Below are 14,866 nucleotides of genomic sequence, written 5' to 3' on the forward strand. Positions count from 1 at the left end.
AGGAGAAGCCCTCACAAGGGCGTTTTACAGATATATATGAATACACAAAAGCTGCTTGATCTTGCCTCAGAGCTTGAATGTAATGTTGTCTACAACGAGCCGCTTTCAAAGCATACCACATTCCGCACCGGTGGAGCGTGCACCGCAATGGTGGATATAAGCTCAGAGGAAAGCCTTGCAAAACTTGTTAGAGCCGCACACGAATGGAACGTAAGATATATTGTTGTTGGAAATGGCTCAAATCTTCTCTTTGATGACAGGGGCTATGAGGGCGTGGTGTTCCTCATGGGTCAGTCAGTGGACGAGATAAAAATGATGAACGAAAACACCATATACGCCGAGGCTGGGTGCAGCCTTATAAAGCTGTGCAGATTCGCTCTTGAGCATAACCTCACAGGACTTGAGTTTGCCTATGGCATACCGGGAACTGTGGGCGGTGCTATATACATGAACGCAGGTGCTTATGACGGTGAGATTAAAAACGTTATAACCTCTGCGAACTCCGTGAGGGCTGACGGTACTGTACATACTACAGAGGCAAATAAAATGGCTCTCAGCTATCGCAGTAGTTGTTATCAGAAAAACGGCGAAGTCATAACCTCAGGAGTGTTCAGACTTGAGGCAGGAGCGTATGACGATATTCAGGACAAAATGGTGGAGCTTATGGGCAGACGCCGTTCAAAACAGCCACTTGAATATCCAAGTGCAGGCTCGACCTTTAAAAGACCTGAGGGACAGTTTGCAGGAAAGCTCATTCAGGACTGTGGTCTGAGGGGATACACAGTGGGAGGAGCACAGGTGTCTGAAAAGCACTGCGGTTTTGTGGTGAACAAGGGTGGTGCAACAACTGAAGATATTATGTCGGTGATAAGACACGTTCAGCACATTGTCAAAGAGCAGACAGGCTATCTTCTTGAATGTGAGGTAAAGATAATACCTTACAAGGAATAATTTAAATAGGGATCAATAAGTGATGATTTTTTCAGCTTTGTAAGAAAGGAATGAACGTTATGCAGTTTGTGATAATTACCGGTATGTCAGGATCGGGAAAATCAAGTGCCGTGAATGTGCTTGAAGATATAGGATATTACTGCGTTGATAATATGCCGCCTGAACTTATCCCAAAGTTTGCAAACATATGCAGTCAGTCTGACGGAAAAATAGACAAGGTAGCGTTTGTTGTTGATATAAGAGGCGGCGACCTTTTTCTGAAGCTTCAAGACACAGTAAAGCAGCTTCAGGGCGAGGGCGTGAGTCTTAAAATACTTTTCCTTGACAGCTCAGATGACGTTATCGTGAGAAGATACAAGGAAACAAGAAGAAAGCACCCTCTTGACGAGGTGTCATATGGAAACATAAGAAAAGCTATTGAAACTGAGCGTGAGATATTAAGACCTATAAAAGCACAGGCTGATTTTTATATAGACACGTCAAGAAGCTCAACAGCTCAATTTAAGGAAAGGCTTTATTCCATATTTCTTGGAAACAACGAGTTTATGCATATTGACGTTCAGTCGTTCGGGTTCAAGTTCGGTGCAATGAGCGAGGGCGACCTTGTATTTGACGTAAGGTGTCTGCCTAATCCGTTTTATGTACCTGAGCTTAAGAACAAAACAGGTCTTGACAAGGACGTTTATGATTATGTTTTGAGCTTTGACGAAGCCAAAGTGCTTCTAGGCAAGCTAACAGATCTTATCGACTATCTCATACCCCTTTACGAAAAAGAGGGCAAGTCACAGCTTGTTATAGCGTTCGGCTGTACGGGCGGAAAGCATAGGAGCGTTACCTTTGCAGAAGCAGTTGCGGAGCATCTGAGAAAGCAAGGTCACAGGATAAGAATAACACACAGAGATATAAATAATCAGTAAGGCGGTTTGAAAGTTGGAGGACGTATCCTTTTCATACAGAGCAAAAGAAGAAATAATCAGCAAGATAAATTCAAAGCCAAAGGCTGACGTGTGCATGATGGGTATGCTCACGTACTGTAACTGTCTGTCAGATGATGAGATATCTTTTCTCACTGAAAACAAAGCGGTAGCAGACTTTTTCGTGTTGAACACCGGCAGGATAACCGGTAATGAAAACGCAGTGTTAGTCACAGAGCAGAAAAAGCGAAACGGCGTTGTGCTTTATGCTTTGGATATTCCTGAGCGTGAGGACAGGCTCACGCTTCTTGACTATTTCAGAATGGATAAGAGCAGGCGTTTGGAAGAAGCTGACCTGCCTAAAGAGAAGTTTTATCCACAGCTCGTGGCTGGTATATTTCTTGCCTGCGGTTCGGTGAACAATCCTGAGAAAAAATATCATATGGAGTTCGTTATGCCAACGATAGAGCTTTGCAATGATTTTGGTATGCTGCTTATAGATAATTACGATATCACTCCAAAGCACGTTGAACGTAAGAACGCACAGATAGTTTACATAAAAGAGTCTGAGAATATCATAGATATGCTTACTCTTATGGGTGCGCCTATGTGTTCGCTTGAACTTATGAACGTAAAAATGATGAAAGATATGCGCAACAAGATAAACCGAGCGGTGAACTGCGATAACGCCAATATAGAGAAGTCGCTGAAAGCAGCGGAAAAGCAGATAAGCGATATCGAGCTTATAGACGAGACAGTGGGGCTTTATTCTCTTCCTGATAATTTGCAGGAGATAGCTGAGCTTAGATATAATAATCCTGACTTCAATCTTAAAGATCTTGGTGCAGCCATAGATCCTCCTATCTCACGTTCGGGGGCAAACCACAGATTGCAGAAGATAGCAGAGATAGCTGACAGGATAAGAGTTGAAAAAGGTCTTGCACTGAAAGAGGAATAAAAATGTCTGAGTTTGTACATCTACATCTTCATAGTGAATATTCGCTCCTTGACGGCGCCTGCCGTATCAAGGAGCTTGTTTTGCGTGTAAAGGAGCTTGGACAGAAAGCAGTTGCGGTCACAGACCATGGAAATATGTTTGCGGCAGTGGAGTTTTACAACGAGTGCCTTGCTCATGGAATAAAGCCTATAATAGGCTGTGAGGTGTATGTTGCACCAAGAACACGATTTGACAAGCTAGCGAAGATAGACAGTTCGCCTTACCACCTTGTGCTTCTGTGCGAAAACAACGAGGGTTATCAAAATCTTATAAAGCTTGTGTCGGCGGCATATACAGAGGGCTTTTACAGCAAACCTAGAGTAGATGTTGAATTGCTTGAAAAATATCACAATGGGCTTATCTGTCTGTCGGCTTGTCTTGCGGGTGAGATACCCAGAAAGCTTACCAATGGCGATTATGAGGCTGCAAAGCAGACTGCTCTTAAATATCGTGCTATATTTGGCAGGGATAATTACTTTATAGAGCTTCAAAATCATAAGTTTGCAGACCAGCAGAGAATATTGCCTATGCTTATAAAGCTTTCACGAGAAACAGGAATACCGATGGTCTGCACTAATGACGCACACTATCTCAGACGTTCAGACGCTAATGCACAACGTGTGCTAATGTGTATCTCAACAGGCACGACACTAGACGACCCAAGCAGGCTTGAATTTCCGACAAACGAGTTTTATGTAAAGTCAGCAGAAGAAATGGCGGAGCTTTTTCCCTCTCAGCCTGAGTCGCTGGAGAATACAGTAAATATAGCTGACAGATGTAATGTAAGCTTTGAGTTTGGCAAAACAAAGCTTCCGTATTTCCATATAGACGGTGTTTCAGATAACGAAAAGTTTCTTCGTGATATGTGCATGAAAGGGCTTTATAAACGTTATGAAAATCCTACAAAAGAGGCTTTGAAACGTGTTGACTATGAGCTTGACGTTATAACGAGAATGGGATATACTGACTATTATCTTATAGTATGGGATTTTGTTCACTATGCAAAGACCCACGGTATACCTGTTGGCTGCGGACGTGGTTCAGGTGCAGGAAGTCTGTGTGCTTATTGCATAGGCATAACGGGTATAGACCCGCTGAAATATGATCTGCTCTTTGAGCGTTTTCTCAATCCCGAAAGAGTTTCCATGCCTGACTTTGATATAGATTTCTGCATGGAAGGCAGACAGCGTGTCATTGATTACGTTGTGGAGAAATACGGCTCTGACCATGTGGCGCAGATTGCGACCTTTGGTACGCTTGCAGCAAAGCAGGCAGTGAGAGATGTGGCAAGAGCAATGGGTCTGCCTTATCAGACAGGAGATATGCTTGCAAAGAAGATACCGAGAGGTCAGCCACTTAAATATTCCATAGAGAATATATCTGAGCTTAGTTCTCTCTATAAGACTGATATGAAGATACAACAACTTCTTGATATTGCCATGAGCGTGGAGGGTATGCCACGAAACGTATCTACCCACGCAGCAGGCGTTGTTATCACAAAAGAGCCGGTTGACTTTTACGTTCCTCTCTATTCTCGTGACGGACAAGTTTCCACACAGTATACAATGACAGTGCTTGAACGATTGGGACTTCTTAAAATTGATTTTCTCGGACTCCGCAACCTTACCATTATAGACCACTGCCGAAAGCAGGTGATAGAAACTCACCCTGATTTTGACTTGGAGAAGATACCTCTTGATGACAAAAAGGTATATGAAATGCTGTCACAGGGCAAAACGGAGGGCGTTTTCCAGTTTGAAAGTGCAGGAATGACTGCGACTGTCATGAAGCTTCGCCCTGAAAGATTAGAGGACCTTATCGCTGTTATCTCTCTTTACCGCCCAGGACCTATGGACTCGATCCCAACATATATCCGAAACCGCCATGAACCTGACAGGATAGTGTATAAGCACCCATTGCTCAAAGGCATACTTGAAGTGACATACGGCTGTATAGTTTATCAGGAGCAGGTAATGCAGATATTCCGCACGCTCGCAGGATATTCATACGGCAGAGCGGATATCGTAAGGCGAGCAATGGCTAAAAAGAAAGCGGCTGTTTTGGAAAACGAGCGAAAAGCGTTTATCTACGGTGAGAAAGGGCAGTGCTGTGGTGCAGTGGCAAACGGTGTGCCCGCTAATGTTGCCAATGAGATATTTGACGAAATGACCTCTTTTGCAAGCTATGCCTTTAACAAATCCCATGCGGCGGCTTATGCAACTATCGCATATCAGACAGCGTATTTAAAATGTCATTTCTATAAAGAATACATGGCGGCACTTATGACTATCACGCTTCTTGACAGCACCGATAAGCTTTACGGATATATCGCAGATGTTGGCAAAAGCGGCGTTAAAATTTTGCCGCTGGATATAAATAAAAGTGAAAGCGGTTTTGTGGCAGAGCCTGAGGGAATACGTTTTGCGCTTCTTGCGGTGAAGTCACTTGGCGAGGGGGCTATCGACAGGATAGTTTCTGAGCGTAAATCAGGTGGAGCGTTTCGTTCGCTTCAAGACTTTTGTACACGAGTTTCGGGCAGAGATATCCACCTGAGAACAGTGGAAGCACTTATAAAGAGTGGAGCTTTTGACGGTTTTGGATACACCAGACGTGAACATCTCAATGCTTGCGAGGACATAATGAAAAGCGTAACTCGGTCAGACGGAAGTGTGATCGAGGGTCAACTTGATTTGTTTGGCATGGGTGCTGCTTTGCCAATGGAAAAGAAGATAGAACGCTGCGGCGAGTTCGACGAACAGCAGCTTCTTGAATTTGAGCATGAAGCTCTTGGTATGTATATATCAGCCCACCCTATAGACCGCTTTGAGTGTGTGATCTCAGCCGCAAGGTGCGTCACCTCTGCACAGCTCATAAAAGCCTGTACAGACGAGGGCGGAATGGCAGATAAACGTTTCGCTGATGGGGCGGAAGTAGACTATGCAGGAATGGTCAGGGGCAGAAAAATGCTAAAGACCAAAAAAGGCGATATGATGTGTTTTGTGGAGCTTGAAGACAAGTTCGGAACATTAGAGATAGTGGTTTTTCCGTCAGTTTTTCAAACTATGGGAGGCCTTATAAAAGACAGAGCGCTTCTACACGTCAAAGGCAAGATATCATGCAAAGAGGAAGAAGAACCTAAGATACTTGCGGATATGCTCGAGCCTGTCGATAGATTTTGCTCATTACAGCTTCAAAGGGATATTTGCGTAAGGCTTGTTTCAAGAGATGCAGAGGGCATAAAGGCTGTTAGAACTATAGCCGAGAAATACAAAGCACAGACTGGTTCAAAGTTTGCGGTATTTTTCAGCGATATACGCAAAATGACAGGCATAAAGTCTGTTCATGCTGTGAAAATGTGTCCCGAACTGCTCATCGAACTTGAAAACAGACTGGGTGCTGAAAACGTGGTATTTATGGACAGAAAAGGAGAATAAAAATGGAGCCAAGAACATATAAGGTAACAAAAATTGACGGCGATTATGCACATCTTCTCAATGTGGACACAGGCGAAGATCTTCTTATGGCAAGAGCGCTTTTGCCTGACGAAACGGACGAGGGAACAATGCTTCACTGGGAAAATTTCATTTATACGGTAATAGAATAAGTGTATTTATGAAATTCTTGTGAAAAGTATGGAAATCTGCACAGGAATGTGATATACTATATTATTATCGTGTTATCACGAAAAATTTTAGCGTGAAAACGCTTGAAGGAGTAATCAAATGGCTGTATCTTATAGTAGGGAAGAACTCGGCAGAGGGATATCTCTTACAAGAATATATGACAAGAAATTCAAGTCAAACTGCGTGAAGATAGCATTTATATCACCGCTGAACGAAAAAACAGCCTGCGTAAATGCAATGCTTCAAACAGTGCTTGTGACATCAAATGCGGAGATACCTTCACGAACAAAGCTTACATCTACACTAACAGGACTTTACGGCTCAAGTATCGGCACCAACTGTGGTACCATAGGCGACTATCAGTCTGTCGGTCTGTCTGCAAGCTTTATCGGCGACGATTATACTATAGACGGCGAAGTAATATCCGTTCAGGTTGTAAGACAGCTTTTGAACTGTCTGCTCAGACCGCACCTTGTTGACGGAAAGTTCTGTGAGAAGTATTTTACTTTGAGAAAGCAGGAGCTTATCGACGCTATTGTTGCCACTGTCAATGACAAGCGTGGCTATGCACTTTTGCAGGCTAAAAAGCTTATCTTTGAGGGCGAACCTGCGGCTGTGTCTGCAATCGGAACTGTGGAGCTTGCTGAGAACATAACTCAGGAGGATTTGTTAAGACAACACAAAAAGCTTCTTGAAAGTGCAAAGATAGAGATAACCATATCAGGCGGTGGAAACACGTCTGCTGCGGAAAAGCTTATAAGAGATGAAATGGCTGCTCTTATAAGAGTTTCACCTGTGGAGAAGATAGACTACAGACACAATTCACCTGCAAAGGCAGAGCCTGTTTATAGAGAGCTTAAAATGCAGGTAAGCCAAAGCAAAATGGTCATGGCATTCAAGTCTGATTATGAGGATATCTACACCGCAAAGCTTTTCTGTATGCTTCTCGGGGCTACGCCTTTTTCAAAGCTTTTTGCAAATGTTAGAGAAAAGCTTAGTCTTTGCTATTATTGTTCCTCCGCTTATGCCGACAGAAAGGGCACTCTTTTTATCGATAGTGGCGTTGAAAGCTGTAACATAGAAAAGGCAAAAAAAGCTATCGAAGAACAGCTTGAGGCGATATGCGACGGTGACTTTACAGATGAGGAGCTTGAAAACACAAAGAAATCTCTTTGCGGAGGCTTTAAGTCAAATTATGACAGCATATATGATATCATGGGTTGGTATGCTGCACAGAACACACGAAACACGGCTTTCACCCCTGAGGAGATAAACGAGAGGATAGCGAGAATCACCCGTGAGGACATAATAAGCTGTGCAAAGACTTTTAAGCCTGATACTGTTTTCGTTATCAGGGGAGAGGAAAAGGAGGACTGTGATGAATAAGGAGATCGTAAAGAGCGAGCGGCTGGGCGAGAGCTACAGCGTTTTTCATCACCCGTCAGGACTTGACGTGCTTGTGTGGAAAATGGAGGGATTCACAACTACAGAAGCCATATTTGCCACAAAGTACGGCTCAATTTACAACTGTTTCAAGACCAAGGACAGCAAAGATTTCATCACCGTGCCTGAGGGCATAGCCCATTTTCTTGAGCATAAGCTTTTTGAAAACGAGGACACAGATGTTTTTGACTTATATGCAAAAACTGGTGCCAACGCAAATGCTTTCACGTCTTTTGATGAAACGGCATATACGTTCAGTTGCTCGGAAAACTGGGAGGATTCTCTTGAAATACTTCTTGACTTTGTTCAGAAGCCATATTTTACAGAGCAGTCTGTAGCCAAAGAGCAGGGAATAATCGGTCAGGAAATAAAAATGTGTGCAGATTCTCCTGAAAGACAGTGCTTTTATAATCTGCTGAGAGCAATGTATGTAAATCACCCTATAAAGATAGATATTGCAGGAACTGTTGATACTATCGCTGAGATAACCCCTGATCTTCTTTATAAGTGTTACTACACTTTCTATAATCTTCACAACATGGTCCTTGCCATTGCAGGAAATGTTGACGAGGATAAGGTTATGGAAATATGCGATAAAATGTTGAAGCCATGCGAGAATATGGAGCTTGAAACAAAGCTTCCTGATGAGCCTGAGAATGTAGCGCAGAAAAAGATATTTCAGAGTTTCCCTGTGGGTCTGCCACTTTTCAATATCGGCTTCAAGTGCAAGCCTTATGAGGGCAGACAACTTTTCAAAAAGGCTGGAACAGCGTCAGTTGCGCTTCATCTGCTTATAGGCTCGTCTTCGCCACTTTATAAGCAGCTTTTTGACGACGGACTGATAAATTCGCAGTTCGGTGTCGAAGTGTTCACAAGCGGCGGAGTATTCTCTCCAATAATATCAGGTGAATCCCATGACCCCGAAGAGCTTTATCGCCGTTATCTAGCGGAGATAGAACGTGTAAAGACAGAGGGCTTTGACAAGTCGCAGTTTGATATGATAAAGCGTTCTATGTACGGCGAAATAGTAAGAGGAATGAATAATCCTGAAAGAGCAGCAGATTATCTTGCAGAAAGCTATTTTGAAAACTCTGACGCTTTCTATGAAGCACAGGTTCTTGCAGAAATGACTGTGGAGGATTGCGAAAACGCCGTAAGAGAAATGTTCGACCCTGAAAAGTCGTCTATCTCCGTGGTAGATAATAAGTAGGTATTTTGAGCCACAGACTCAGTGAAAGGAATGATAAATTTATGACAGCATTGCAGTTTCTTGCCGACTCTTCGGCAAATGACGCAATAAGGGAAAAACTCAGAGAGTTTCCAAACAGAGTTTATTTCCCCAATTTCGGAAAGGGTGACAATATCTTCAAAGAGGGTATTGATATCGACAGAGTGCTTTTTACAGTGCCAGGCACGAATTTCAAGATATATTGGTATGGTTTTTTAATAACTATCGGTATTCTTCTTGCAATGATATACGGCTTCAGAAGAATGAAGACCGTAGGCATCGACCCTGATAGAGCGACAGATGCCGTTATCGGCGGACTTATTGGAGCTATCTTTGGCGCAAGATTTTATTATATCATCTTTAATACAGAGGGCATGAAATTCTCAGAGTTTTTCGATATTCGTGACGGAGGTCTTGCTATCTACGGCGGACTTATCGGTGCGATACTTGTAGGTGGAATAATCGCAAAAATAAGAAAGCTGAAGCTTACTGCACTTCTTGACGTGGTCGCACCATGCTTTCTTATCGGTCAGTGTATCGGACGCTGGGGCAACTTCTTCAATCAGGAGGCCTTCGGTGCAAATACAAAGCTTCCTTGGGGCATGATAAGCAACACCACAATGGAATATATCTCAAATCATTATGACGAGCTTGGCGGCAAAGTGTCGGCTCTTGACCCTATCCACCCATGCTTCCTTTATGAATCTATTTGGTGTCTTATTGGATTTATAATCCTGCATTTCTATCTTAAACACCGCAAGTTTGACGGCGAAGTATTCCTTATGTACACAGGCTTGTACGGTCTGGGAAGATTTTTCATCGAGGGTCTGAGAACAGATTCGCTCTATCTTGGAAACATAAGAGTATCACAGCTTGTTGCAGGCACTTGTGTTCTTGCTTCACTTGTACTTATAATCGTGTTCAGAGGTATCACAAAGAGAAACAGCGACTATAAACTGTTTGTTGATACAGAGCTTTCAAAGGCACAGCTTGAACAGTATAACAGCTATAATGATATGCAGCAGGAAAAGAAAGAGCTTAAACATAAGATAAAAGAGGCTAAGGATAAGGGCGAAAGCTTTATTGAGCTGCAAAAAGAATATGACGAAAAATTCGGCAAGCAGGCTCAAAAAGACAAGCTTAAAGAAGCCGAGGAAAAGGACAAGGAGTCACACACCAAAGCCGAGACAGAGTATAAGTCTATCCTTGGTGACGATAACGACGAAGACAGCGAAGTAAAAGATACAGATGAAAAGGATACGGAGGAAGAATAAATGGGACAGATAATTGACGGCAAGGCAGTATCAGCCAAGGTCAAGGAAGAAATAAGACTTGAAACTGAGAAGCTTAAAGAGCAGGGCATAGAGATAGGCCTTGCAGTGGTCATCGTCGGTGATGACCCTGCTTCACAGGTCTATGTAAGAAACAAGGAAAAGGCTTGCGAAACTGTGGGCTTTAATTCATTCAAGTATGCTCTCCCTGCGGAAACAACAGAAAAAGAGCTTCTCAACCTTGTTAAAAAGCTCAATGATGACGACAGAGTGGACGGAATACTCGTTCAGCTCCCTCTGCCAAAGCACCTTGACGATAAGGTGATAATAAATAACATCAGACCTGACAAGGACGTTGACGCTTTCCATCCTGTAAATGTGGGCAAAATAATGATTGGCGACTATAGCTTTCTTCCATGCACACCTGCCGGCGTTATGGAGCTTATCAAGTCAACAGGCACTGACATTGCAGGCAAAGAGTGCGTAGTGGTTGGCAGAAGCAATATCGTTGGTAAGCCACAGGCTATGTTGCTTTTGCATAATAACGGCACTGTAACTATCTGCCATTCAAAGACAAAAGATCTTAAAGAAGTTTGCCAGAGAGCAGATATACTGGTGGCGGCTGTTGGCAGACCAAAGATGATAACCGCTGATTATATCAAGGAGGGCGCAGTAGTTATCGACGTTGGTATGGATCGTGATGAAAACGGCAAGCTTTGCGGTGACGTTGATTTTGAAGACTGCAAGGATAAGGCTTCATTTATCACACCTGTTCCGGGCGGAGTTGGCCCTATGACCATTGCAATGCTTATGAGAAACACACTCACAGCAGGCAAGGCTCATCACGGCATAGAATAGTTGTAAAATTTCTGTTAAGACTATTTACAATTTGTCTGAAATAATGTATAATATATGAGTTGCTTACTGCAACATATCCATGCAACAGAATATGGGTCACGCCCGTAAGTGGGAAAGTTACCTGCCATATTCTTTTACATCGGAAATATTTTAACGAAAGAGGTACAAAAAATGCTTAGAAAAGACGAAAAGACAGCTGTTATCGAAGCTAACAGAACCCACGAAACAGACACAGGTTCACCTGAGGTACAGATCGCTATCCTTACAAAGAGAATCAGCGACCTTACAGAACATCTCAAGACACACAAGAAGGACAACCACTCAAGAAGCGGTCTGTTCAAGATGATCGGTAAGAGAAGAAATCTTCTCAACTACCTCAAGAAGAAGGATATCGAAAGATATAGAGCTACTATCGAAAAGCTGGGTATCCGTAAGTAATCATGTAACTGACATCAAGGCAGAGGCATTTATTGCCACTGCCTTTTGGTGTTTATTTGAACTGTAGGTGAAAGGTAACTTAGCATTAAACAGAATGTATGAAGCTCGTATGTCCTGTTTATTGCTAATGCTTTCACCATACAGAAAAACTAAATTTCTAAAATGGAGGAAAGACAATGTTTGAGAATTTCAAAACTTTTGAAACGACATATGCAGGCAGACCTGTAGTAGTTGAAACAGGTAAGACCTGCGGACTTGCTAACGGCTCTTGCTGGGTAAGATACGGTGAAACGGTTGTAATGGCTAACGTTACAGCTTCTGCAAAGCCAAGAGAGGGTGTTGACTTTTTCCCACTTTCAGTTGACTTTGAGGAGAAAATGTATGCAGTAGGCAGAATACCAGGTTCTTTCACAAAGAGAGAAGGCAAGGCTTCTGACAAGGCTATCCTTGCTTCAAGATGTGTAGACAGACCTATCAGACCTCTTTTCCCAAAGGATATGAGAAATGACGTTTCAGTTGTTATGACAGTTCTTTCTGTTGACCCTGACAACTCACCTGAGATCACAGGTATGATAGCTACATCTATTGCACTTTCTATCTCTGATATCCCTTGGAACGGACCTGTTGCTTCTATCAACGTAGGTTACGTTGACGGCGAGCTGGTGCTCAACCCAACTCTTGAGCAGAGAGCTAAGAACAGACTTAACCTGACTGTTGCAGGTTCAGCTGAAAAGATAGTTATGATCGAAGCAGGTGCAGACCAGATCCCTGATGACCTTATGCTCAAGGCTATCATGACAGGTCATGAAGAGATAAAGAAAATGGTAGCTTTCATCAACGATATCAAGGCTCAGATCGGTAAGCCTAAGTTCGAGTTCGAGTCAATGGAAGTTGACCATGATCTGTTCGACGCTGTTGAAGCAATGGTAGGCGAGCAGGTAAAGGTCGCTCTTGATACAGATGATAAGAATGTAAGAGACGCAAGACTCCAGCCAATAATCGACGCTGTTCATGAGAAGTTCGACGAGCAGTGCGAGGATAACACTGCTGTTCTTGACGAAGTTATGTATAAACTCCAGAAGAAGATAGTTAGAAACTGGCTCTATGAGGGCAAGCGTGTTGACGGCAGAGGTATAGATGAGATAAGACCACTTGCTGCTGAAGTTGGCGTTCTCCCAAGAGTACACGGTTCAGGTATCTTTACAAGAGGTCAGACACAGGTCATGACTATCGCAACTCTTGGCCCTGTTTCAGACGCCCAGAAGCTTGACGGTATCGACGAGGAAACTTCCAAGAGATATATGCATCAGTACAATTTCCCTTCATATTCTGTTGGTGAAACAAGACCTTCAAGAGGCCCGGGAAGAAGAGAGATAGGTCACGGCGCACTTGCTGAGAGAGCACTTGTTCCGGTTATCCCTTCTGTTGAAGAGTTCCCATATGCTATCAGATGCGTATCTGAGGTGCTTTCTTCAAACGGTTCTACATCACAGGGTTCTATCTGTGGTTCTACACTTGCACTTATGGACGCAGGCGTTCCTATCAAAGAGCCTGTTGCAGGTATCTCATGCGGTCTTATCACTAAGGAGGACGGCAGCTGGATGACAATGGTAGACATTCAGGGTCTTGAGGACTTCTACGGCGATATGGACTTTAAGGTAGGCGGTACAAAGAACGGTATCACAGCTATTCAGGTGGATATTAAGGTCGACGGTCTGACACCTGAGATAATCGCAAGTGCTTTTGAAAAGACAAGAAAAGCAAGAATGTACATTCTTGATGAGATAATGCTCAAGGCTATCCCTGCTCCTCGTGCTGAGGTAAGCAAGTGGGCACCTAAGATGCTGGCAACAAAGGTACCGGTTGACAAGATCAGAGAAGTTATCGGTTCAGGCGGAAAGGTAATTCAGAAGATCTCTGCTGAGTGCGACGTTAAGATAGACATATCTGAGGATGGCAGCGTATTCGTTTCAGGTATCGACAAGGAAAAGGCTGAGCAGGCAATCAATATCATCAATACTATCGCTAATGACCCTGAGATAGGTGCTATCTACAGAGGTAAGGTAGTAAAGATCATGAACTTCGGTGCTTTCGTTGAGATAGCTCCTGGTAAGGACGGTTTGGTACACATTTCTAAGCTTGACAAATCAAGAGTAGAAAAGGTGGAGGACGTTGTTTCTGTTGGCGACGAGATCGTTGTTAAGGTAATGGAGATCGACGATCAGGGCAGGATCAATCTTTCAAGAAAAGACGCTCTTGCTGATATCGAGGCTAAGAAGAACGCTAAGTAATAAGTTTTTAAGAGCGGGCGGCTATGTGCTGTCCGCTTTTTTTTGTTGACAAAAAAGAAGAAGTATGTTAATATAAAAGTAATAAATTTTTATAGGGGGTATCTTTATGAGATGTACAGTATGCGGGTGCGATATTCTGCCTAACAGCATTTGCTGTCAGAATTGTGGCACAAGAGTTATTGAAATGACAGGGGTAAATTCGGCACAGCCGAGGTATGGCAATAGTTTCAATAATAGCTTTAACAATGGCTTTGACAATGGTCTTAACAGCAATGTGAGAGCAGTGGGAAAGAATATGTCTATAGGCAAAAAGGTGCTTATCCTTTTGCTGGCATTGTTTGTGGGCGCAGCTATCGGTTTTGGATATTGGTACTATCACAATGTTTCAACCCATACCATTAGAGAGGAGAACTTTAGCGTTGAACTGCCAAGGTCACTTGAAAAGGAGACCACAACAGATTATGCGGCACAGAGCAGAGATGGAACTGTAAAAGCTAACGGAAAGTACGCCGATGTTGATAGCGATTTTCAGTATATGATCCTTGATTACTCTTCACTTGCCGGCGAAACAACGGATATTCTTACTGAGAAACTGTTTGTCACCTACATGAAGGGCAATTTGAAAAGTCAGTTTGGAAGCAGCTATAAAGAAGTGTATGCTGATGGTAACAAGCTTAAAATGACCTATCGTGCAAAAACGGGCGACGAAGTTTATAACTATGCTTTATGCAAAAAGTCAGGTTATAAATATTATTGGTTTGTTTTTGGCTGTAAGGCTGATGAAAAGGATTTCTATGACCCGAAATTTGAAAAGTGGGCAAGCACTATCCATATCAATTAATACAAAATTTA

At 43.0% G+C, this 14,866-nt stretch carries 12 protein-coding genes; all 12 read left to right on the forward strand.

Annotated features, from left to right (window positions below; all coding sequences use genetic code 11):
- The first annotated feature begins 36 nt into the window (after positions 1-36).
- Positions 37-951, forward strand: coding sequence for a UDP-N-acetylmuramate dehydrogenase (gene murB, locus DWW81_RS08610; protein ID WP_117876129.1), 915 nt, complete (start codon positions 37-39; stop codon positions 949-951).
- 59 nt (positions 952-1,010) lie between these two features.
- The gene (rapZ, locus tag DWW81_RS08615) at positions 1,011-1,868 is read left to right on the forward strand and encodes an RNase adapter RapZ (RefSeq protein WP_038671699.1); all 858 of its coding nucleotides are present in this window, start codon (positions 1,011-1,013) and stop codon (positions 1,866-1,868) included.
- 13 nt (positions 1,869-1,881) lie between these two features.
- On the forward strand, positions 1,882-2,823 hold the full coding sequence (whiA, locus tag DWW81_RS08620) for a DNA-binding protein WhiA (RefSeq protein ID WP_242989164.1): 942 nt from the start codon (positions 1,882-1,884) through the stop codon (positions 2,821-2,823).
- A 2-nt stretch (positions 2,824-2,825) separates the two neighbouring features.
- The gene (locus tag DWW81_RS08625) at positions 2,826-6,296 is read left to right on the forward strand and encodes a DNA polymerase III subunit alpha (protein WP_117897445.1); all 3,471 of its coding nucleotides are present in this window, start codon (positions 2,826-2,828) and stop codon (positions 6,294-6,296) included.
- Between the two features lie 2 nt (positions 6,297-6,298).
- Positions 6,299-6,466, forward strand: a complete 168-nt coding sequence (locus DWW81_RS13260; RefSeq protein ID WP_022286737.1) for a hypothetical protein — start codon at positions 6,299-6,301, stop codon at positions 6,464-6,466.
- 118 nt (positions 6,467-6,584) lie between these two features.
- Positions 6,585-7,871 carry a pitrilysin family protein gene (locus tag DWW81_RS08630; protein WP_117897444.1) on the forward strand — a complete coding sequence of 429 codons (1,287 nt, stop codon included), beginning with the start codon at positions 6,585-6,587 and terminating at the stop codon, positions 7,869-7,871.
- Positions 7,864-9,138, forward strand: a complete 1,275-nt coding sequence (locus DWW81_RS08635; RefSeq protein WP_117897443.1) for a pitrilysin family protein — start codon at positions 7,864-7,866, stop codon at positions 9,136-9,138. The genes DWW81_RS08630 and DWW81_RS08635 overlap by 8 nt, the downstream gene beginning before the upstream one ends.
- 41 nt (positions 9,139-9,179) lie before the next feature.
- The gene (gene lgt / locus DWW81_RS08640) at positions 9,180-10,430 is read left to right on the forward strand and encodes a prolipoprotein diacylglyceryl transferase (RefSeq protein ID WP_117897442.1); all 1,251 of its coding nucleotides are present in this window, start codon (positions 9,180-9,182) and stop codon (positions 10,428-10,430) included.
- Entirely contained in the window at positions 10,431-11,285 is an 855-nt protein-coding gene (folD, locus tag DWW81_RS08645) for a bifunctional methylenetetrahydrofolate dehydrogenase/methenyltetrahydrofolate cyclohydrolase FolD (RefSeq protein ID WP_117897441.1), read from the forward strand.
- Between the two features lie 171 nt (positions 11,286-11,456).
- A complete protein-coding gene (gene rpsO / locus DWW81_RS08650; RefSeq protein ID WP_022286742.1) occupies positions 11,457-11,723 on the forward strand; it encodes a 30S ribosomal protein S15 in 267 nt (88 codons plus the stop codon).
- 176 nt (positions 11,724-11,899) lie between these two features.
- On the forward strand, positions 11,900-14,014 hold the full coding sequence (locus DWW81_RS08655; RefSeq protein WP_022286743.1) for a polyribonucleotide nucleotidyltransferase: 2,115 nt from the start codon (positions 11,900-11,902) through the stop codon (positions 14,012-14,014).
- 106 nt (positions 14,015-14,120) lie between these two features.
- Entirely contained in the window at positions 14,121-14,855 is a 735-nt protein-coding gene (locus DWW81_RS08660) for a hypothetical protein (RefSeq protein ID WP_117897440.1), read from the forward strand.
- The last annotated feature ends 11 nt before the right edge of the window (positions 14,856-14,866 follow it).

Source organism: Ruminococcus sp. AF17-1AC (assembly GCF_003461385.1).
Classification (GTDB): Bacteria; Bacillota; Clostridia; order Oscillospirales; family Ruminococcaceae; genus Hominimerdicola; species Hominimerdicola aceti.